This is a genomic window from Leptospira kanakyensis, from assembly GCF_004769235.1.
Lineage (GTDB): Bacteria > Spirochaetota > Leptospiria > Leptospirales > Leptospiraceae > Leptospira_A > Leptospira_A kanakyensis.
Genome location: NZ_RQFG01000019.1, coordinates 911284 through 931529 on the forward strand (window position 1 = coordinate 911284; position 20246 = coordinate 931529).

A 20246-nucleotide genomic window follows, 5' to 3' on the forward strand; every position below is an offset into this window, starting at 1 on the left:
TTACACCCCGAAACCTAAAATTAGGTTGGGATTTAAGCCTAATCTACATGCAACGATTAAGCCAAAAACGGTGGTGGGAGGTATAGAAAGTGAAATAAGATGAGAATTTCAGGAAAAAAGAGAGTTTCAGTAGAGAGAGTAGACCAACGAAGGACAGAAATTTTGATCGGCGGTTGGATCCGACAAGTGGGAACTAGTTTTAAAACTTGGTTGGATTCTTTAGATGAGGAAAGAACACGAGTCGTTTCTTCTAACTCGTAGGATTGGTATTGAAAGTCCAAATCTTCGAGAGGAGAAACAAACCGGTCATCGACCAGATTCAGATTGATGAAAACCGCTAAAAGCAGGATGAATCCCGACTTCCAGAAGCGCCTAATTTTCACTATTTTTTCCTATCTGACACCCAGGTTCAAGAATCGACCCATAGACTCAAGAGAAAACCCTGGAAATATGAACTTTTTTCCATTTCCTTTTGGTTACAAATACTTGTGTAGTTGCCAAAACTCGAGAGTCAAACAAGACTATCCCTACCGATGAAAGACGAATCTATAGACACTATCATTAGCGACGACATCACGTTTCGCGGAACCCTTTCCTTCAACCAAACGTTAAAAATCAAAGGGCAATTCAAAGGCACAATCACTTCACAAGGGAAACTCATCATTGATGAAACTGGCGATGTAGAAGCCGATGTAGAAGTAGGAAGCCTTGTGGTTCACGGAAACCTAAAAGGAAATGTAGACGCCAAAGAAAAAGTGGAACTTAAAAAAAATGGTAAGGTCGTAGGCGATATCAAAACTCCTGGACTCGAAGTCGAATTCGGATCCAAAATTATTGGCAATTGCATCATGTAACCAAGGTTCACTTCGGGCCACTACTAGCCGAAGTTCGAACCAAAGTTGATTCCAAACGCCCCCTCTTACGTTACTTAGTCGATAAAAGAGAGGGCCTTCGTAACATCCATCCCAAGGAACTTCTTTCTTCTGATTTTTCCTGTTTACATTCTCCCTATTCCCTACCCGATTTATCTGATGCTGTTGAACTGATCTTAAGTTTTGCAAAAGCAGGAAAAAAAATTCTACTCTACGGAGACAGAGACTCGGATGGAGTAAGTTCGACTTGTTTACTTGCCTTCTTTTTAAAATCTCACAAGGAGTTTTCCAATATCAATTTAGAGGTAATGGTTTCCTCTGAAAGTGATCCTTATGGTCTTTGTAAAGAAGCTCTCGTTAAAATTAAAAAAGTAAAACCAGACCTTCTTGTGACACTCGACTTCGGCTCAAGCCAAGCCGATGAAATCGAAGAACTGACAAACACAGGAATCCAAGTGATCGTTCTCGACCATCATGAAGTGCCTGTTCGTATTCCCACTAACTGTGCATTGGTGAATCCAAGAAGAACAGATTCAATCTATCCAGAAAAAAAAATCTGCACAGCTGTTTTATCTTTTAAATTAGTATCTGCCATTCTCTTTCGTTTGAGTGATGAATATGGTAGGGTCTATGTAAAAACAGAAGTAGAAGAAGGATCAGAAAAAACTAGTTTAGTTTATTTCCGAAATGGAATCAAAATCAAAGAAGAATCACTTTTATCTTTTTCCTTAGATGAAAAATCAATCCTTCCCTATCCAGAAGATTTTGTAACACCCATCCCGGTAGATACGGAACGAAAATTATTCTTTTACCAATGCTCGAAAATCCCTGATTTTTTTTCTAGTTTAGAAGAAGAAACAGACCTTGCAGGGATTGGAACCATTACCGATATGATGCCGCTCATTGGGGAAAATCGTCATTTTGTAAAATTAGCTTTAAATTCTCTCACCAAACTTTATGCAGGTGATAAAAAAAGAAAAGGTTTGTCTGAACTTTTAAGAGAACTGAAACTTAGCCCTCAGGGTGTCACAACAAAAGACCTAGGTTGGTCGATAGGACCTGTTCTCAATTCCGCAGGCCGAATGGGAAAAACAGAAGAAGCAGTTTCCTTACTTTTATCTGAAACCGCAACAGATGCCAAAACAAAGGCCAAACAACTTCTTTCTATCAATGAAGAACGAAAAGAAAGAACCAAACGTAATATGGATAGGGTGGAACGTTATTTCGCAAGGAAACCAGAACGAACTACGAAAGAAATTGTATTTTGTTATGAACCTGATATGGAACCCGGTGTCAGCGGAATTGTTGCCACAAGAATGGTCGATACATATAAAAAACCTGCAATTTTCCTAGCACCTGACAATGGTGATGCGAGAGGAAGTATTCGTTCTTATGACAAAGAAAATGTTCTCGAACTCCTTGAATCACTCTCTCACCATTTTTTACACTTTGGAGGCCATCCAGAAGCAGGAGGATTTTCCATCCAAATTGATAAAATTCCCGCCTTTGAAGCCGAATTGTATGATGCGGCAGGAAAATGGTTGGCCCAAGATAAAGAAAGAGAAAACACTCATTCAATTGAAACTGACTTTACCGTCCTTACGGAAGAAATGGGAGAACGATTGTTAAAAGAATGGAAAGATTTGGAACCCTTTGGGCAAGGGAATCCAGACATCAAACTTGCCATTCGTAATGCCAAAGCCATCCACCTAACACCACTCAGCGGGGGAAAACATGTTAGGTTCCACTTAATTGGGAGTGGATCCTTAAAGTATATGATCTGGAATAAAGGTGAAGAGTTCCAAAAGTTTATGTCGGGACATGGAAGTTTTGATTTGGTAGGAAGTTTGGAAGAGAATTTTTATCAGGGAAGAACCACCCTACAGTTCATTGTGGAGTGGTTTGGAATCGCGGCGGAAAATTCCACCCAATCAAACTAAAGTTTTTACTTTCTAAAATTCTTTAGATTTTTTCGAGAATTCCTTCAGATCCGAAAGAATTCCCAATCTATCAAGCGTTAACAAGAACCTTGGACTCATCCACATAAACAGGAGTCCATCCAGAATTGTCTTTAAAGTAACGAACTGCTTTGATTCTTAAATTTTGGTCTAGAGTAAACCAGTGGTTCGTGTTTGCCGGGATCGAAATAAAATCTCCCTTCCCTACATGGACTTCAAATTTTTCACCATCGATGATAAATCCGAAAACCCCACTTCCATCAATGATATAACGAACTTCTTCGTCAGTATGGATATGTAATTTGTCAAATTTGGCTAACATGTCCTGGATTCCAGGAACTTCATCATGAAGCACAACTAGATCGTTTGCCTTATAACCATGATCTTTTTTCAATTGGTCAAATCGGTATTCCAAACCAGAAAGAACTTCTGCTTTTTCTGCATCGCTGAGTCCCTTTTGAGCAAGGACGATGTCTAGTGCTTCCGGTGTTTTATAGGATTCATACACAAGTCCCTTGGATACAAGGAAGGCCCTAATCACATCACCGTCTGTCAGGGTTTCTGTTTTTCTAATAATTGTTGCCATATGAAAATACCTACCTTTGGACTAGTCTCTAGATCCCAAGATTTGGATCAATCCGTTTTTCGTTATCCTGGAACTATTTCCACTATAACAGATTTAAGGATTTATAACAAAGCACCTGGTTGGAAGAAAAGCCAACCAGCAGTAAAAAACACACTGAGTAAAAAAACCAAAAACCCAAGGGTTGGCATACTCGGCAGGTCACGAACCCCGGCCACTGCCCCCGTTTCCTGTTTCATATAGGATTGGATGGTGATCTTCATATAATAGTAGAAAGCCACACAAGAGTTTGCCACGGCACCGAAAAGAAGGATCCGGTTGAATAATAAGTCTGACTCAGCAATTTTTTGCAAAAGGAAAAGTTTGGACCAAAATCCAATGAAGGGAGGAAACCCGGCAAAGGATAAAAAAACGATGGATAAAGAAAGAGCTGTTAACGGATGTTCACCGCTTAAATGTGAAATCCCTTCCACAGTGACTTCATGTTTCCCTTGTTCCAAATAAGAAATGATGGCAAAGGCAACCAAATTCAGAAGGGAATAAGAAAACAGATAATACAGTGCTTCGAGTCCTGCCCCAGACACCACTCCAGCCACAATATAACCAGCATGGGAAATTGACGAATAAGCTAACATCCGTTTGAGATTTTCTTGTCTCAAAGCTACGATATTTCCCCAAGTCATGGAAACAAGGGCAATCACACCCATAAGTGTTTTCCAAGACTCACCTATCGCACCAATCGGAACATGATTGAACAATACAATGATTAAACCAAGAGCAGATGCTTTTCCGGCACTAGCCATAAAACCGGTAATCGGTGTTTGAGCACCTTCATACACATCAGGTGTCCACGAATGAAAAGGAACAAGAGCTGCTTTAAAGGATACACCCACTAAAAACAAACCAAAACCTAATTTAGAAAAATTAGATTCGTAACCTTTCATAAAAAGACCCCTAAGGGCACCGTCAAGATTTGTGGTTCCCGATCCACCATACAAAAAAGCAATTCCCAGTAACATAAACCCAGAACTAAAAGATCCGAGTAAAAAGTATTTCATGGCACTTTCCAAAGAAGACACAGAAGAACGAGCCATTCCAATCATTACATACAATGCTAAAGAAAGGATTTCTAAACCAACAAAGATCACAATAAAATCATAACCTGAGGTCAGAAACATCATTCCCGACAAACAAAAAAGAAGCAGAGGAAAGAACTCAGGAAATAATGTTTTGTGTTGAGATAAAAACGGTGGAGCTACGAGAAGTGTGATAAGACCAGCAATCAAGTAAATAGCACTGAGCCATACAGTCAGAGGACTTAGGGAAATCTGTGAGCCAAAAAATTTGCCATACCCAGGGGAACCAGTGGTATGGTATAAGGCATACATAGCACCAAGAATTCCGAGAATGGAAAGAACCCATAAAGGTTTGGAGTCTTCTTCATTCGGAACAAAAAATTGAACCACAAGGGAAAGTAAAGCCACCCCACAAAGAATGAGCATGGGAGATATTGCGATTAGATCATTGGCAGAAGGAGTATATGACATTGGTTAGTTTCCTATCGTCTCTTTCGGTATTGGTTCCAATGGGAAATCAGACTCAATGGATTTTTCCAAATTGTCCAAATTTTCATTTAAAATTGGGGTTTCTAATTTGGCAGAAACAAAACTTGGAAGTGCAAATTTTGATCGGAATGAACCCAATCTTTCTTCAAAAGAAAGTGGTTCCACTCCCATACTCGTATAATCAGAAAACTTCCGACTAACGGTTCCACCGAGGAAGTCTTTCCTACTTTCTTTTCTTTCAGAAATGGACTGAACCGATGCCGCATTCAAATACACATTGGCAGAAGACTGTAAGATCTCCAAAAATGGTTTTGGATAAATTCCAATCCAGAAGATAAAAATAACAAGCGGTGATAAAATCCCCACTTCTCTAAAAGTTAAATCTTTATAAGGTTTTGCTTGGATGGTTTTACTTACCCCAAATAGGAATCGTTTCACAAACCATAACAGATACAATGCGCCAAGAACTACACCGGTCGCGGCGATTCCACCAAACCATACATTCGATTTGATAGCTCCCATTAGAATCAGAAATTCACCCACAAACCCATTGGTTCCGGGAAGACCCACAGAAGATAAAACTGCAATCAAAAAGAAGGTAGAGAAAACTGGCATTTGTTTGGCGAGTCCACCAAATTCATTGATATTACGAGTGTGGGCTCTTTCATAGATCATCCCAATCATAAGGAAGAGCATCCCTGTTGAAACACCATGGGAAATCATCTGCAACATTCCACCCACAACACCTTCGTTTGTGAAAGAAAAAAGTCCTAAAATACAAAAACCCAAATGGGACAAAGAACTATAAGCAATGATCCGTTTGATATCGGTTTGGACAAGAGCTGCCATAGACCCATATACAATTCCAATCACTGCGAGGATTTGGATTCCATCTTGCGACAAAAGACTTGGTTCTGGGAAAAAAGGAATACAAAACCGAATGAAACCATAAGCTCCAATCTTTAACAATACACCTGCCAAATCCACCGAACCAACCGTAGGTGCTTGTGTATGAACATCCGGCATCCAAGTATGAAAAGGAAAAAGTGGAATTTTAACAGCAAAAGCCAGGAAAAAACTAAAAAACAAAAACCATTGGAGAGGTTCGGAATAAGCCCCTAAATCTGCAGTTGCTAAAGATTCAATGGATGTTTTCCCTGTTTTGAAGTAAAGGGTAAGAATACCACCTAACATAAACAAGGAACCAGCCATTGAAAAAAGAAAATATTTTAATGCGGCTTTGGTTCTGTCTTCCCCACCCCAAATTCCAATCATGAGCACCATTGGTAAAACCATCAGTTCCCAAAATACATAGTAAAGAACCAAGTTCCCTGCGGCAAATACCCCAAGTACTGCTGTTTCTAAAACGAGTAAACAAATATGAAATTCTTTGATTTTTTTGGGAATGTTTGACCAAGAAGCAAGGCTCGATAGAAAAAACATAAAGGCGGTAAGCCCAAAAAGTAAAAGCGAAACCCCATCTAAACCTACATGATAATCTACGCTGAGTTTTCCCGAAAGAATCCAATCTGGAATCCAATGTACAAATTGAAGACCTGACTTAGTTGGATCATAGAGAAAGAACAACCCAACAGATAGGATGGTTGTAAAAGCAGAAGACAAAGCGGAAATAACAACCACTGTTCCCATACGTTTTTGAAATACGATAACAGCCGCAGATAGAATTGGTAAAAAAATAATGAAGGAAAGAATTTGTTCCGGCACTTTACACCCCCCTCGCTAATAGATACACTAAGATACAAAATGTACCAATGACCACATACAATGCATAATCTCCAATGAATCCAGATTGGAGGCGGCGAAGTCCACCTGCGATCACACCAAAACTAAGACCAATATTTAAGAAAAAACGATCCAGGATTTTGGTATCAAAGAAAAAAGCAATTCCCTTGGAAAGAAAGAGAAAAGGACGAACAATTACAAAATCATAAATTTCATCGATATAGTATTTGTGAAAAAGAATCTTTCGAAAACCTGTATGTTCTTCAACAATAGGGTTCCCTTTTCTTTGATAAAGGAAATAGGCTAAGATGAGTCCAATGGTGGCAATGGCTACAGAAAATGCGGCCAGAGAAAGTTCCACGTCATGAACGAGTGACTTGTGTTCGGCGAGACTTCCCTTTAAGGAAGCCAATTCATAACCTTTACTCAATACAGGGGCAAAATATCTTTCTAAAGTATCAATGTGTAAAAAGAAATGTGGTGTTTGTAAAAATCCAACGGATACGGCACCGATGGCAAGAACCACAAGAGGAAAGGTCATTGTCCAAGGTGATTCATGTATTTTGTGGTGAGAGTCTGTATTATCTTTTCCAAAGAAAACAACAAAAACAAGACGGAACATATAAAACGAAGTGAAAAACGCAGCCACAATCCCCATCGTCCAAAGGATGGTTCCATAAGAACCATAAGTGTAAGCTTTCTCTAAAATTAAATCCTTAGAGAAAAATCCAGAGAAGGGAAAAAAACCTGCAATGGCAAGAGTTCCCAGTAAAAACGTAAAGGAAGTGATTTTGATTTTACCAAAAAGTCCTCCCATATTTTTAATATTCTGTTCGTGGTGGAGAGCATGGATCACAGAACCTGCCCCAAGGAAAAGTAAGGCTTTAAAGAAGGCGTGAGTCATTAGATGGAAAAGACCGGCCACATAACTCATACTTCCCATAGCAAGAAACATAAAACCTAGTTGGGAAACTGTTGAGTAAGCTAAGATTTTTTTAATATCGTTTTGTAAGATTCCAATTGTTGCAGCAAAAAGTGCTGTTGTGGCACCGATACAAGCAATAAACAACGAAGTTTCTGGTGCGAGTAAAAATACAAAGTTTAAGCGAACAATAAGAAATACTCCGGCAGTTACCATCGTTGCCGCATGGATGAGTGCCGAAACAGGAGTTGGACCTGCCATCGCATCAGGAAGCCAAACATAAAGGGGAATCTGTGCCGATTTACCCATGGCCGCAACAAAGAAAAACAGAGCCACTATATTGGCATAGTTAGCAAATTCACCTAACCCATTTAAGTTGGTTTGCAGTTCCAAATATTGCAAACTTCCACCAAACCAAAAAAGAAAACCGGTTCCTAAAATAAAACCAACGTCCCCAATTCGGTTTAAGATGAATGCTTTCATCCCTGCTTCCGCAGCAGAACTTTTATCATAGTCGAAACCAATTAAGAGATAAGAAGAAAGTCCTACTCCTTCCCAACCAAGAAAGGTTAATACTAAGTTGTCACTGAGGACAAGGTTTAACATACAAAAGATGAATAAATTCAAATAAGCAAAAAATCGGTTATAACTTGTGTTCCCTTTCATGTATCCCATAGAATACAAGTGGATGAGTGACCCAATTCCCGTAATGATCAGAGTCATATACAAGGAAAGTTGATCGATTTGGAATCCAAACGAGGATTTAAAATTTCCAATCACAATCCAATCAAAAACAGAAACCAAATGCGGTGCTGTTCTTTCCATGGGGCGAAATTCGTTAAACGCGCCTAAGGTGATGAGAAAAGGAATAAAAACTGCTAAAGTTCCAATGGCACCAGCCATCCGATGAGGGATTCTTCCTTTCAAAAAACCATTAAAAAGAAATCCAACAAGAGGAAGAAAAACAACTAAAGGAAATATCTCTAACATAGGATTACCATTTCATCGATTGGAGTTCATCCACATTGGTGGATTTTTTATGCCGGAAAATAGCAATCACAAGGGCAAGGCCCACAGCTGCTTCTGCCGCAGCGATTGCCATCACAAAGAAAACTACAGTTTCACCGGAGATATGGGAAAGAGCTTTTGAGAAGGTAACAAAAACCAAATTCACTGAATTCAAAATTAGTTCCACGGACATAAATATGATGACAATATTCCTTCGAATGAGAACGCCTAAGACTCCAATGGAAAATAAAATTCCAGCAAGGCCAAGGATATAGGAAACAGGAATGCCATTGATAATTGGGTTCATAGGACGTTATCCTTTGTTTGTTCTACTTCGGTAGATTTCTTTTTGGCAAGGATCACCGCACCAAGCACTGCCACGAGAAGTAAAATCGAAATCATTTCGAAAGGGAGAAGATAATCTAAATATGTGGATGCACCTACAACACCTACGTTTCCTTTTGCATTCACAGTGGATGTTCCTTGGATAGGGAAGGAATACTCTGTGAGTTCATACCCTTTTCCCATTTGGTCTGAATGAGGAACACCAGTAGTAAGAGCCGAATACAACAAAAAGAAAAAACCAAAAACAAAAACAGAAAGTAAAACCAAACGAATTGGATGTTTTCTATAACGCGACAAGGTTTCGGCCCTTTGGGAAAGTAACATCAAAACAAAAACCACAAGAACCATAATGGCACCCGCATACACTAACACCTGCATAGTGGCAATAAAAAGGGCACCCATGATTCCGTAGATCCCTGCCAAAGCAAAAAAAGTAAACACTAATGAAACAGCAGAGACCACTGGATTTTTTTGGAAAATGACACTGAGTGCAGTCACCACAGTCACTGTTCCAAAAAAAATAAATAATAAAAAGGAAGGTGAAGATTCTAGGTTCATATAAATAATTTCATCCATCCTTCTTTCCAATATACTGTGTAAATGGCCGCGAACATAACGGCAAAAAGACCCCAAGGGATCATTTTTTTCCAACCCAACTTCATCAGTTGGTCATAACGAAAACGTGGAAGGGTCCACCTTACCCAAATAAACAAAAAGGCAAAGAATAGAACTTTTAGAATAAAAAATCCAAGTCCATAAAATGCTTGGTAGGGAGAACCGGCCCCTAATTGGAAAGGAACATTGTATCCACCAAAAAAGAGTAAGGTGGTGAGACAAGACATGGTAATCATGTTCATGTATTCAGCTAAAAAGAAAAGAGCAAACTTAAAAGCTCCGTATTCCGTATGGAAACCCACAACTAGTTCCGATTCTGCTTCCGCAAGGTCAAAGGGAAGTCGATTGGTTTCTGCAAACATCGCAGTTACATAAATAAAAAAGGCAACAAATCCAGGAGGAGATAAAATATTCCACATATCTTTTTGGGAATCACTAATATCTGTTAGTTTGAGCGATCCAGTCATAATCACAATTACAACAATAGAAAGACCCATTGGAAGTTCGTAACTGATCATCTGAGCCGTAGAACGAACCCCACCGAGTAACGAATATTTGTTGTTACTTGACCAACCTGCAATCATAATCCCATAAACTGAGAGAGAAGAGATGGCAAGCATGTACAAAACCCCTGAATCGGGATTGGCAATTTGTAAATCTATAGTCGTGACACCAGTAAGTGCCATAAGCCATTCCGGTGCCGGAAGACTTCCTCCAAAAGGAATCACAGCCCAAGCCATAATCGCACAGGTCATGGAGATGGTGGGAGCCAAAAGATACATCCCCTTAGAGACGTTTTTTGGAAAAATTTCTTCTTTGGCAATGAATTTGATTCCATCAGCAAGTGGTTGGAAAAGTCCAAAAATCCCGGCTCTGTTCGGTCCCGGACGATCCTGGATAAAACCAGCAAACTTACGTTCTGCGAGTGTATAATAGGCCACACCCGTTAGAATGATAAAAAACAATGAGAGGATTTTGATTCCCCAAGCAAGTATTAGAGCCCAGTCCATAATGTTTCGGTGACCTTTAGTGAGAGATACTCACTTCCTTTTTCAATCGAGCCGAGAACTCTCCTTTAAACTTTGTCATTGTGGGACGAACCGCCATTACGCAAGCATCGGCTAACGGACAGATGGTGGTTCCACCTTCCATATTTCTAGACAAAGAAAAAATGAGTTCTACATCTTTTTCTGTTCCTTCCCCGGTTTTGATTTTATGGAGAAGGTCTTTCACCCAATGTGTTCCTTCGCGACAAGGTGTACATTGGCCACAAGATTCATGAGAATAAAATTCTGCCAATCGGTATGTGGTTTCCACAAGGTCGGCATCTTCTGATAAAATGATGACAGCTCCGGAACCTAACATTGATTTGAGCGAAGCAATTGATTCATAATCCATAGTTGCGGTCATCGCTTCTTCTGAATTCAGGATAGGAGAAGAACTTCCTCCTGGAATCACTGCTTTTAGAGTTTTATCGTTTTTGATTCCACCACAAATATCGTAAATGAGTTCCTTCATAGGAGTTCCCATTTCCACTTCGTAAATCCCTGGTTTTTTCACATGTCCGCTGACCGCAAAAAGTCTTGTCCCTGGTGATTTTTCTGTTCCGATTTTTTTGTATTCATCACCCGTCATACGAATGATATGCGGGACATTACAAAATGTTTCCACATTGTTCACAACAGTTGGGCAAGCATACAATCCAGACACGGCAGGAAAAGGGGGTTTGAGTCGTGGGTGGCCCCTCCTTCCCTCAAGGGAATTGATAAGAGCAGACTCTTCCCCACAAATATAAGCACCTGCACCAGAATACACTGCTAAATCAAAATCGTATCCAAGTCCTAAGATATTTTTTCCAAGAAGGCCTGCTTTGTAAGCTTCTTCCACTGCCTCTTCCACGATACGAATTCCTTTATGGAATTCTCCTCGAATGTAAATATAACCTTGGTGAGAATCAATGGCTTTTGCAGCAATGACCATCCCTTCGATGAGCATATGCGGGAATTTTTCAATGAGAAGTCGGTCTTTGAAAGTTCCGGGTTCTCCTTCATCTCCATTACAAATCAAATATTTGGGTTTGTCTGTTTTGGGAATGAATCCCCATTTGTTTCCAGTAGGAAACCCAGCACCACCCCGACCACGAAGGCCAGAGTTTTTTACATCGTTTACAATTTGTTCGGCGGTCATTTCGGTAAGGGCTTTTTTTTGACTTTCATACCCTCCTACCGAACGATAATGATTTAAAGTATGAGAATCAGCAGCACCAACATGAGTTGTGAGAAGAGTTTTTAATCCCATTTTATACCTGCTTTTCCAATTCAGAAATGATGGCTTCGATTTTTTCCGGTGTTAGATTTTCATAATATTTGTCATTGATTTGAGCTACAGGTCCAAACCCACAAGCACCTAAACACTGCACTTCATCCACAGTAAACTTTTTGTCACCAGTGGTTTCTCCTGCTTCGATTCCTAACTTAGAACAAACATGTTCGGTGATGGAATCAGACCCAGAAAGATAACAAGAAATATTTCCACAAATTTGGATATGGAACTTACCGACTGGTTTTTTATTGTACATGGTGTAAAAGGTAGCAACCCCATGAACATGTGCGAGTGAAACCGGCTCACCAATACGACTGGCAATGTATTCCATTCCTTCCTGATCCACAAAACCTTTGTCAGCTTGTAATAAAAAAAGACATGGCAAAATTAACGAACGTTTGCTCGGGAACTGCGGAATCAATCTTTGGAATCTTTTTTCCGAATCTTGTGAAAATTGATAAGCCATTAACAATCTAACTCCCCTGCAATGACATTGAGTGAAGACATAGTGGCAATGGTATCAGCAAGTAATCCACCTTTGACGAGCTCCGGGAATGCTTGGTAATACCAAAAACAAGGACGTCTCACATGAACTCTCCAAGGAGTTTTTTCTCCTTCCGAAACTACATAAAAACCGAGTTCTCCATTGGCTGCCTCGGTAGACATATAGTATTCTCCAGGAGGAACCTTCACTCCGTGCATAATGATTTTAAAATGATAAATGAGTTCTTCCATATTGTTGTACACACGATCTTTCGGAGGAAGGAAAGTGTGAGGAACATCTGCGTGGTATGGGCCCTCAGGAATTCCATCAATCAGTTGTTCGATGATTCGCATGGACTGACGCATCTCTTCCATCCGAACGAGTGTTCGATCTAGAGCCGATCCATCTTCTCCCACTGCAATATCAAAATCGACCTTATCATATAACATATAAGGATCATCTTTTCTTACGTCCCAAGGAACACCGGCCGCACGAAGGTTAGGCCCAGAAAATCCATAAGCAATGGCACGTTCTGCAGAAAGGCCACCAATTCCAGCAGTCCTTTCGTTAAAAATTTTATTACGAATGAGTAATTCCTGGAATTCATCCAAAGCAGGTTTTAAACCTTTGATGACTGTTTTGATTTCGGATTGAAATTCAAGGTAAATATCTCGTTCCATTCCACCCACACGGCAGAAGGTTGTAGTTAACCTAGCGCCCGTTAGCTTCTCTAAAATTTGATAAATATTTTCTCTATGGTGGAATAAATGCAGTAAACCAGAGAAAGCGCCAAGATCCACACCCATAATTCCATTACAAATGATATGATCCATAATCCGCGATAGTTCAGAAATGATCATTCGAACGTAGGTGACTCGTTCAGGAACCTGGATTTGCATCATTTTTTCTACAGTGAGAATCCAACCAATATTATTGAGTGGAGTCGACACATAGTTCATACGGTCCGTACAAACTAAGAACTGATTGTAATCGTAACGTTCTCCCAGTTTTTCAAAACATCGATGTACATAACCAATGACTGATTCTGTGTCTACAACTCGTTCTCCATCAATTTGGATTACGTTTTGTAAAATTCCATGTGTCGCAGGATGGCTTGGCCCAAGGTTGACTAGTAAGTGGCCTTCTGGTAGGTCTTTGAATTTTTTGCCAAAATGTTCGGCTGTTTTTTCGTACATTACCATGATGATTTGTTACCGCCTAACTGGCAATATCCTCGTTTACGTGAATGGTGAGTAAGTCTTCGATGAGATAATCTTGGCCCGGGCCTTCCAATGGATAATCTTTACGAAGTGGATGTCCAACAAAGTTATCAGGCATAATGAGCCTTTCCATTTGAGGATGGTTTGAAAAAGAAATCCCCATAAGATCGAATACTTCTCTTTCAGGCCAATTGGCCGCAGGAAAAAGGGAGACGAGACTCGGAACTTCTTCCCCTTCTCCTACTGGAACTCGGAGTTGTAAACGGAAGTGTTTGTTTTTAGGAGAACGAAGCAAATAAACAACTTCAAATCTTGGTTCTCGTTTTCCAAGCCAGTCCACAGAGGTAAGATCATTCAGATATGTGAAGGCAAAATCAGGATGATCTTTTAACGCTTGTACGATGGTAGGCAGGGATTCCTTTTTGATACTAAAATAAAGCAAATTGGTGTTTATGTCCCTTTGCGGGAGTAACACATCGGAAAACCTAGAGTTTAAGTATTCAGTAATTATTTCTTTCATGCCACTACGAGAGGTTTGTTGCGTTCGTTGATTTCTTCGATTTTTCTCATGACTTCTTGGCGTCTGGCTTCCAAACCTTGGCCTTGGACTTTCCTTTGCAGTTTCACAAGAGCATCTAAAAGTGCTTCTGGTCTTGGAGGACAACCAGGAACGTAAACATCAACAGGAAGGATACGATCTACACCTTGTAATACACCGTAGGTGTGAAACATTCCGCCAGAAGAGGCACAGGCACCTACGGAAATCACAAACTTTGGTTCCGCTAATTGATCGTATATTTGGCGTAATACGGGAGCCATCTTATATGTGATGGTTCCGAGTACCAAAATCATATCAGCTTGGCGTGGAGAGAAGGAAGGACGTTCTGCACCAAAACGAGCGATATCATAATCTGCACAAGATGTACTCATGTATTCGATTCCGCAACAAGCAGTAGCAAATGGATAAGGCCATAAAGAAAAACTTTGCCCCCATTGAACCACATTGTCCAGTGTAGCGACTTGGAACATATCGCCAAACATCTCACCAGGTTTGGATAGTGTTTCTGTTAATCCCATTCCAGTGCTCCCTTCTTCCATATATAGTATAGACCCACAACAAGTATGAGTAAAAAGAAAAACATCTCTAGTAAAAAGAAAGTTCCAAGGCCTGCTTCTTTGAAACCGATTAAGTTGACAGCCCAAGGGTATAAAAAGACGGCTTCAATGTCGAAGAGGATGAAAAGAACTGCAACAAGATAGAACTTGATGTTAAAGAGTCCTCTCGCATCACCATAATACGTAACCCCACATTCAAATGTGTCCTGAGGTTTCGATTTTTTCTTCGGATTGATGAGGAAGGCAAGGGTCAAGATCAGAGCGGAGAAACCGACTCCGAGCAAAAGTTGTAGAAGGATTGGCGCAAAACTATCTGGAGCAGAACCCATTCCTTGAATGATCTCATCCTTATTTTGAAATGTCAAGGCGAGATTCTTTTCGGGCCATTTTTCTCATCCATTGTTATCCCAAACAGTTCATTTGAGAATGGCTCTCAAAAATCAGGCAATTTCGATTACCAGTGAGTGTAAAAAGATAGGCAGTGGAAAAGGAAAGTCAGTTTCAAAAGAAACGCGCTTTAGAAGGAAAGTGAGTTTAAAAGGAAACCGCCTTTAGAACGGTAATTGGTTTTAAAAGAACCTCGGTAGAATGGGAAAGCGAGTGAAATGGATTCCCGAATGAAAGGAGTCAGCCAGTGCTCCTGGCATTTAGGTGAAAAGGTAACTGACTGTAAAAAAGTAAGTCAGTGAAGAAATCGCATACCTTACTTTTGTCACAAGTGCTATGATTCCATTCCCTTTAGATAGAACCAGACTCACCAGTTTGTAACTATTAATTACCAATCCCAGAGAGGCGAAAGATAGATGTTTTCTACAAAAGGGTGAGCTGAATACAAACTCCCACTCCCTTAATGGCCTAGAATCTTTTACATTCAGACAAACGCATGTGCGTTATAGCAGATTATTTATCTGTAATAACGAATTACTCCTTGTTTAGCGAGAAATCCTCCTTTTTCCTAAAACAAAAGGAGTCCGGAATGTTTATAGAAACAAGACCCAGTTACAACCCTTACGAAATTTCCAGAGAATCCCATGAAATTTTGGAATCATTTTCTTCTGTGATCTTATCTCCCCCATCAGGTGATTTTTTTCAGACAAGAGTTCTCAGACTCGCACAAATATTTCACCTATCAGCCGTTTGGATCGCCGAATGGAAAAAAAATCCTCACAATTTCAAACTTTATCCTTGGTTCACTTAGGAGAACTATCAGCAACCAAAACCTACAATGGTAACATTGCTCCATGTTCAGAAGTGATCGAAACAAAATCCTATTATCATACTTTGGATTTAGAAGATAGGTATCCCGGTTTTGAATCGGTATTATCAATCAAAGGAAGCCATTACCTAGGTTATCCTCTTAAATCAAGATCGGGAGAGATCATCGGTGTCATAGCGGTTCTCAACAGGAAACATATCCCGCAACTAAATAGACTGATTCGAATTTTAGAACTACTTTCTGTGAGAACGGCCCAAGAACTGGAAAGACGTAAATCAGATACTTATATTTCTCATGCCATCGAATCAGTGTATGCACTCAGCCATTCTTTAAAAGAAATTCACAGACTCACCACTTCTCATTTCGAATCCATTGAAGATTTATTTTCAGGATATCTTAAAACTGGATTACAACTATTTCATTTTCCCGTCGGTATCATCAGTAAAGTGAGCCAAGATAGATATAAAATCTTACAAATCGAAGGAGAATCAGGCGACCTTAAACAAGGTGAGACCTTTCGGATTGTCGATAGTTTTTTTGCAAAGGCAAACGAATCAAAAAAAACAATCTTCTCTGAAGATATATTATCTTCAGAGGATAACCTTCAAAAAACCTCTTTTTTTAAAGAGTTTGGATTTCTGAAGTACATAGAATCGCCGATAGTCATTGATGGGAAAATTGACGGATCCATTGGTTTTTTCTCCACTGAGATAGGCGGAACTCCGATCGAAAACCATTTCATTGAAGTCATTGAGATGATGAGCCGAAGTATCGCTTATGAAATTGAAAAAAGAAAAGCCGCCGAAGAAATCAAAAAGATCAAACTCCACCAAGATGGAGATTATTATTTAACTTCCTTACTTGTGAAACCTTTGGGAGGAACTGAAATCGAAAGTTCCAATGTAAAAATAGAATTTTTAACCAAACAAAAGAAGGAATTTTCCTTCCAAGGAAAACGAGGAGAAATTGGAGGTGATTTATCTGTTGCACACACTGTCTACTTACGTGGAAAAAAACATATTGTTTTCATCAATGCAGATGCAATGGGAAAATCTTTACAAGGTGCTGCTGGTGCTTTGGTTCTCGGAGCGGTATTTCGATCCATCATAGAAAGAACGAAAAATAGAGAGGAATACCAAAATCGTTATCCGGAACAGTGGTTACGCGAAGTGTTTGATGAGCTAAACAAAACCTTTGAGAGTTTTGACTACACTATGCTTGTATCACTCATTCTTGGATTAGTCGAAGACGAGTCAGGTCTATTATATTTTGTAAATGCAGAACATCCCCATTTAATTTTATACAGAGATGGAGTTCCAAGTTTTATCAAAACAAAATATAGTTATCTAAAAATTGGCGCTACCCTTCCTCAAGACCGGTTTGCTATTAACATTTTCCAATTACAAATCGGAGATGTACTTTTTGGCGGATCCGATGGAAAAGATGATATTTTGGTTCATGGCGCTTGTAGTGGTGAACATTTTCTAAATACAGATGAAAAACTTTTTTTAGAACATGTCAGAAGAAGAGAAGGTGATCTTTCTGGAATCGTTCGGTCCATCCAACAAACGGGAGAACTTACCGATGACTTGTCTCTATTCCGATTAGAATTTAGTCCGGATCGACAAGAAGAAACTATCTTGATCAAAGATGGATTCGAGCAAGTATCTAGGTTCAAACAAGAAATTCGAAAGGGGAATTTCGTCGCAGCCCGAACCCTTTTAGAAAATGCTTACGAACTCAACCAACACAATCTAGAAGTATTACAAAATTTGATGAAATTTAGAATCGCAAATAATGAATACGAACAAGCCATTAAGTATGGCGAGGAATATTTATCCTTAAAGGCAGACAGCAATCACATACTACTATCCTTATCATTTGCTTATCAAAAGTTAGGAAAGATCAATAAAGCAATTGAATATTCGGAAAGACTCATCCTTAGAGAACCACAACATTTAAAAAACACGACCCACCTAGCAGTTCTATATGGAAAAAAAGGAGATTTTGAAAAAGCTAAGGAGTTTTTACAGTTCGCGATAGAATCCACAAATGACAAGGATCAATTAGAAAAATTAGAGAAGTATTGGACACGAATCGAACATGTTCATGCCAAACAAAAAAGGAAAGTATTCCAGGAATGATACCTGTTTCTAAAATGATCGAACTTACTTCCCAGGTTCCCAAAGTTTTTTGAGTTGGTCTTTTAAATTTTTCTCCATCCCTTGGTTTGTTGGTTCATAGAACTTCGGTGGATTCGGATAAAAGGATTCAGGAAAATATTTTTCCCTTACAAAGTGATCGGGAAAATCATGAGGGTATTGGTAATCCTTCCCCGCCCCTTCCTTCTTATGTGTGGCCGTGGGAGCATTGCGAAGATGATTTGGAATTTGGAACTCACGTTTTCTTTCCCGAACTAATTGAAGTGCCCGATCAATCGCCAGATAACTAGCATTAGACTTTGGAGCTGAGGCTAAAAAAGTGGTACACTGACCGAGAGGAATCCTTCCTTCTGGCATTCCGACACGTTCGACGGCATGCCAGGTGGAGATCGCAAGCGGAAGTGCATGGACACTAGCATTCCCGACATCCTCACTTGCAAAAATCACAAGCCTTCTTGCAATAAAAAGTGGATCTTCTCCGCCTTCGATCATAAGTGCTAAATAAAAAAGTGCCGCATCGGGATCACTGCCACGAAGGGATTTGATAAAAGCAGAGATGATATCATAATGACTTTCACTATTTTTATCATAAAAAATTACGTTTTCACCTAGAATTTCAGCTAACTTGGATTCGTTGATACTTCCCGTATCTTCTGTAAAACTTAAAATTCGTTCGAGATACCCGAGGAGTTTCCTGGCATCACCCGAACTTCTGCGAAAGAGTTCCTTTTTTAAATCCTCTGGAAATTTACTTTTATGATTTAGTTTTGTAAGGCAAGTTTCAAAAATAGAATTTTCTTCTTCTTCTGAAAGAGTGGTCAGTCGATAGACAAGCATCCGGGAAAGTAATGCTTTATTCACTCGAAAGCTGGGATTTTCTGTTGTGGCAGCAATCAATATGATTTCTCCTTCTTCCACTGCCGAAAGAAGTGCATCCTGTTGTGAGGAAGAAAAACGATGGATTTCATCCAAAAATAAAACAATCGTTCCCTGTCTTTTGGCTTCATCCAAAACTTCTCTTACCTCTTTCAAACCACTGGTCACACAACTTAAATAGCGTTTTTGCATATTCCAACCTTGGCTGAGAAGATGAGCCAAAGTGGTTTTTCCCGATCCGGGTGGACCGTAGAACAGAATTGAGGTGGGTTTAGATATGGCTCTCAGTGACTGAACCACTTGAGTTTGCCCTACAAACTCAGACCAAGTTTTAGGTCTGACCGCATGAGCGAGAGGAACCTGTTTGTTCTGCGAAAAAAGAGAATCCAATTTAAGATTTTTCCAATTCTTTTTTTACTGCCATATAACAGTTGTATATGGTTTCATTACAAACATCACAACCGGAATTACAACAAATGAGAGATCTTTCGGATACCTTTCCATCTATCAAATTTTTCACAAAAGCAGCAGTTCGATCTGGCAAAAAGAAAAATCTAACTTTTTCCAGAATGACTTCATCTACAGATTTTGGGAACAACCGGTCTTCCGACATCTATCCTCCTGTGATCCAACCAAGATACATAGCGTAAAAATATACAGTTACACGGACAAATCGAAAAAGAGAACCGAGTAAAAACAACGAATAACGCATCTTAAAAGTTCCAACAGTATAAGCCATCCAAGAATAAGGAATGGGTGTGAGAGCGCTGAGAACCACAGCCCCAAATCCATACTTACGTAAGTAAGGAAGAAGTTTGTCTTCATAATGCAAAACCATCTGTCTTCCCAAATGAAATCGCGGAATCACATACAATCCAATCAAATAAGCCAAAGACCCACCAAGTATACTTCCAAATGACATAGAAAGAATTGTTTTTAAAGGATCCATTTCTCCGGTGATGGCAAGCATAAGGAATGCATCGGGCGGAACAAAGGCAGGAAGACTATCAGAAAAAATCATCCCAACAAATAGTCCCCAATATCCAAAAATACGGACAAAATGTTCGCTGAATCCCAAAAGTTCTTTTCGAAAGAAAAAAGCCAATCCAAAAACAATCACTAAAACGATAACAATTGAAAGAATAGTTTGAAAGAGGAGATTACGAAGATTGATAGATGTCTCTTTTTCCTTTGACATAGACAGTGATGTTAACCTTTTACTCTACTTATATTACGTAT

Annotated in this window: 21 protein-coding genes; 4 read left to right on the forward strand and 17 right to left on the reverse strand. The window is 39.6% G+C overall.

Features of this window, described 5'->3' with window-relative positions:
* Nucleotides 1-56: 56 nt before the first annotated feature.
* Nucleotides 57-383: a hypothetical protein gene (locus EHQ16_RS18665; RefSeq protein ID WP_135632782.1), complete on the reverse strand. Its 327-nt coding sequence runs from the start codon at nucleotides 381-383 to the stop codon at nucleotides 57-59.
* Nucleotides 384-533: 150 nt separating this feature from the next.
* Between EHQ16_RS18665 and EHQ16_RS18670 the strand changes: the two genes are divergently transcribed.
* Both EHQ16_RS18670 and recJ read left to right on the forward strand, forming a co-directional pair.
* Nucleotides 534-854 (forward strand): bactofilin family protein, encoded by a 321-nt coding sequence (locus tag EHQ16_RS18670; protein ID WP_002973855.1) that lies wholly within the window; start codon nucleotides 534-536, stop codon nucleotides 852-854.
* Nucleotides 842-2812 (forward strand): single-stranded-DNA-specific exonuclease RecJ, encoded by a 1971-nt coding sequence (recJ, locus tag EHQ16_RS18675; RefSeq protein ID WP_135632784.1) that lies wholly within the window; start codon nucleotides 842-844, stop codon nucleotides 2810-2812. Before EHQ16_RS18670 ends, recJ begins: the two co-directional genes overlap by 13 nt.
* Before the next feature lie 70 nt (nucleotides 2813-2882).
* Here recJ and EHQ16_RS18680 read toward each other — a convergent pair whose 3' ends face one another.
* From EHQ16_RS18680 to EHQ16_RS18740, 13 genes are all read right to left on the reverse strand, one after another.
* Nucleotides 2883-3416, reverse strand: a complete 534-nt coding sequence (locus EHQ16_RS18680; RefSeq protein WP_135632786.1) for a cupin domain-containing protein — start codon at nucleotides 3414-3416, stop codon at nucleotides 2883-2885.
* Nucleotides 3417-3517: 101 nt separating this feature from the next.
* Entirely contained in the window at nucleotides 3518-4960 is a 1443-nt protein-coding gene (locus tag EHQ16_RS18685) for an NADH-quinone oxidoreductase subunit N (RefSeq protein WP_135632788.1), read from the reverse strand.
* 3 nt (nucleotides 4961-4963) lie between these two features.
* Nucleotides 4964-6703 carry a complex I subunit 4 family protein gene (locus EHQ16_RS18690; RefSeq protein ID WP_135632790.1) on the reverse strand — a complete coding sequence of 580 codons (1740 nt, stop codon included), beginning with the start codon at nucleotides 6701-6703 and terminating at the stop codon, nucleotides 4964-4966.
* Nucleotide 6704: 1 nt separating this feature from the next.
* Nucleotides 6705-8633: an NADH-quinone oxidoreductase subunit L gene (nuoL, locus tag EHQ16_RS18695; protein WP_135632791.1), complete on the reverse strand. Its 1929-nt coding sequence runs from the start codon at nucleotides 8631-8633 to the stop codon at nucleotides 6705-6707.
* 4 nt (nucleotides 8634-8637) lie between these two features.
* The gene (nuoK, locus tag EHQ16_RS18700) at nucleotides 8638-8958 is read right to left on the reverse strand and encodes an NADH-quinone oxidoreductase subunit NuoK (RefSeq protein WP_135632793.1); all 321 of its coding nucleotides are present in this window, start codon (nucleotides 8956-8958) and stop codon (nucleotides 8638-8640) included.
* Nucleotides 8955-9572: an NADH-quinone oxidoreductase subunit J family protein gene (locus EHQ16_RS18705; RefSeq protein ID WP_135632795.1), complete on the reverse strand. Its 618-nt coding sequence runs from the start codon at nucleotides 9570-9572 to the stop codon at nucleotides 8955-8957. The genes nuoK and EHQ16_RS18705 overlap by 4 nt, the downstream gene beginning before the upstream one ends.
* Nucleotides 9551-10621, reverse strand: coding sequence for an NADH-quinone oxidoreductase subunit NuoH (gene nuoH, locus EHQ16_RS18710; protein ID WP_135632797.1), 1071 nt, complete (start codon nucleotides 10619-10621; stop codon nucleotides 9551-9553). The genes EHQ16_RS18705 and nuoH overlap by 22 nt, the downstream gene beginning before the upstream one ends.
* 16 nt (nucleotides 10622-10637) lie before the next feature.
* Complete coding sequence (gene nuoF, locus EHQ16_RS18715) at nucleotides 10638-11909, reverse strand: NADH-quinone oxidoreductase subunit NuoF (RefSeq protein WP_135584152.1); 1272 nt, start codon at nucleotides 11907-11909, stop codon at nucleotides 10638-10640.
* 1 nt (nucleotide 11910) lies between these two features.
* A complete protein-coding gene (locus EHQ16_RS18720) occupies nucleotides 11911-12399 on the reverse strand; it encodes an NADH-quinone oxidoreductase subunit NuoE family protein (RefSeq protein WP_135632799.1) in 489 nt (162 codons plus the stop codon).
* A complete protein-coding gene (locus tag EHQ16_RS18725; protein ID WP_208742312.1) occupies nucleotides 12399-13619 on the reverse strand; it encodes an NADH-quinone oxidoreductase subunit D in 1221 nt (406 codons plus the stop codon). The genes EHQ16_RS18720 and EHQ16_RS18725 overlap by 1 nt, the downstream gene beginning before the upstream one ends.
* Before the next feature lie 16 nt (nucleotides 13620-13635).
* Nucleotides 13636-14157, reverse strand: coding sequence for an NADH-quinone oxidoreductase subunit C (locus tag EHQ16_RS18730; RefSeq protein WP_135632801.1), 522 nt, complete (start codon nucleotides 14155-14157; stop codon nucleotides 13636-13638).
* Nucleotides 14154-14714, reverse strand: a complete 561-nt coding sequence (locus tag EHQ16_RS18735) for an NADH-quinone oxidoreductase subunit B (RefSeq protein ID WP_135632803.1) — start codon at nucleotides 14712-14714, stop codon at nucleotides 14154-14156. The genes EHQ16_RS18730 and EHQ16_RS18735 overlap by 4 nt, the downstream gene beginning before the upstream one ends.
* Nucleotides 14705-15082: an NADH-quinone oxidoreductase subunit A gene (locus tag EHQ16_RS18740; protein ID WP_004788658.1), complete on the reverse strand. Its 378-nt coding sequence runs from the start codon at nucleotides 15080-15082 to the stop codon at nucleotides 14705-14707. Before EHQ16_RS18740 ends, EHQ16_RS18735 begins: the two co-directional genes overlap by 10 nt.
* A gap of 647 nt (nucleotides 15083-15729) precedes the next feature.
* Between EHQ16_RS18740 and EHQ16_RS19620 the strand changes: the two genes are divergently transcribed.
* Nucleotides 15730-15951 (forward strand): hypothetical protein, encoded by a 222-nt coding sequence (locus EHQ16_RS19620; protein ID WP_244242143.1) that lies wholly within the window; start codon nucleotides 15730-15732, stop codon nucleotides 15949-15951.
* Nucleotides 15903-18113, forward strand: coding sequence for a PP2C family protein-serine/threonine phosphatase (locus tag EHQ16_RS18745; protein ID WP_244242144.1), 2211 nt, complete (start codon nucleotides 15903-15905; stop codon nucleotides 18111-18113). Before EHQ16_RS19620 ends, EHQ16_RS18745 begins: the two co-directional genes overlap by 49 nt.
* A 24-nt stretch (nucleotides 18114-18137) precedes the next feature.
* Here the strand turns inward: EHQ16_RS18745 and EHQ16_RS18750 are convergent, their stop codons facing one another.
* Genes EHQ16_RS18750 through EHQ16_RS18760 form a run of 3 tightly spaced genes read right to left on the reverse strand, consistent with a single transcriptional unit; the run spans nucleotide 18138 to nucleotide 20205 of the window.
* A complete protein-coding gene (locus EHQ16_RS18750; protein ID WP_135632805.1) occupies nucleotides 18138-19397 on the reverse strand; it encodes a replication-associated recombination protein A in 1260 nt (419 codons plus the stop codon).
* A gap of 1 nt (nucleotide 19398) precedes the next feature.
* A complete protein-coding gene (locus EHQ16_RS18755) occupies nucleotides 19399-19620 on the reverse strand; it encodes a hypothetical protein (protein WP_135632807.1) in 222 nt (73 codons plus the stop codon).
* Nucleotides 19621-20205, reverse strand: coding sequence for a YqaA family protein (locus EHQ16_RS18760; protein ID WP_135632809.1), 585 nt, complete (start codon nucleotides 20203-20205; stop codon nucleotides 19621-19623).
* Between the last annotated feature and the right edge of the window lie 41 nt (nucleotides 20206-20246).

Excerpts from the sequence above, each read along its gene's own strand:
- EHQ16_RS18670 (WP_002973855.1), top strand. The coding sequence starts at position 534 with ATGAAAGACGAATCTATAGACACTATCATTAGCGACGACATCACGTTT.
- EHQ16_RS18680 (WP_135632786.1), bottom strand. The coding sequence starts at position 3,416 with ATGGCAACAATTATTAGAAAAACAGAAACCCTGACAGACGGTGATGTG.
- EHQ16_RS18685 (WP_135632788.1), bottom strand. The coding sequence starts at position 4,960 with ATGTCATATACTCCTTCTGCCAATGATCTAATCGCAATATCTCCCATG.
- nuoL (WP_135632791.1), bottom strand. The coding sequence starts at position 8,633 with ATGTTAGAGATATTTCCTTTAGTTGTTTTTCTTCCTCTTGTTGGATTT.
- nuoK (WP_135632793.1), bottom strand. The coding sequence starts at position 8,958 with ATGAACCCAATTATCAATGGCATTCCTGTTTCCTATATCCTTGGCCTT.
- EHQ16_RS18705 (WP_135632795.1), bottom strand. The coding sequence starts at position 9,572 with ATGGATGAAATTATTTATATGAACCTAGAATCTTCACCTTCCTTTTTA.
- nuoH (WP_135632797.1), bottom strand. The coding sequence starts at position 10,621 with ATGGACTGGGCTCTAATACTTGCTTGGGGAATCAAAATCCTCTCATTG.
- nuoF (WP_135584152.1), bottom strand. The coding sequence starts at position 11,909 with ATGGGATTAAAAACTCTTCTCACAACTCATGTTGGTGCTGCTGATTCT.
- EHQ16_RS18720 (WP_135632799.1), bottom strand. The coding sequence starts at position 12,399 with ATGGCTTATCAATTTTCACAAGATTCGGAAAAAAGATTCCAAAGATTG.
- EHQ16_RS18725 (WP_208742312.1), bottom strand. The coding sequence starts at position 13,619 with ATGGTAATGTACGAAAAAACAGCCGAACATTTTGGCAAAAAATTCAAA.
- EHQ16_RS18730 (WP_135632801.1), bottom strand. The coding sequence starts at position 14,157 with ATGAAAGAAATAATTACTGAATACTTAAACTCTAGGTTTTCCGATGTG.
- EHQ16_RS18735 (WP_135632803.1), bottom strand. The coding sequence starts at position 14,714 with ATGGGATTAACAGAAACACTATCCAAACCTGGTGAGATGTTTGGCGAT.
- EHQ16_RS18740 (WP_004788658.1), bottom strand. The coding sequence starts at position 15,082 with ATGGGTTCTGCTCCAGATAGTTTTGCGCCAATCCTTCTACAACTTTTG.
- EHQ16_RS19620 (WP_244242143.1), top strand. The coding sequence starts at position 15,730 with ATGTTTATAGAAACAAGACCCAGTTACAACCCTTACGAAATTTCCAGA.
- EHQ16_RS18745 (WP_244242144.1), top strand. The coding sequence starts at position 15,903 with ATGGAAAAAAAATCCTCACAATTTCAAACTTTATCCTTGGTTCACTTA.
- EHQ16_RS18755 (WP_135632807.1), bottom strand. The coding sequence starts at position 19,620 with ATGTCGGAAGACCGGTTGTTCCCAAAATCTGTAGATGAAGTCATTCTG.
- EHQ16_RS18760 (WP_135632809.1), bottom strand. The coding sequence starts at position 20,205 with ATGTCAAAGGAAAAAGAGACATCTATCAATCTTCGTAATCTCCTCTTT.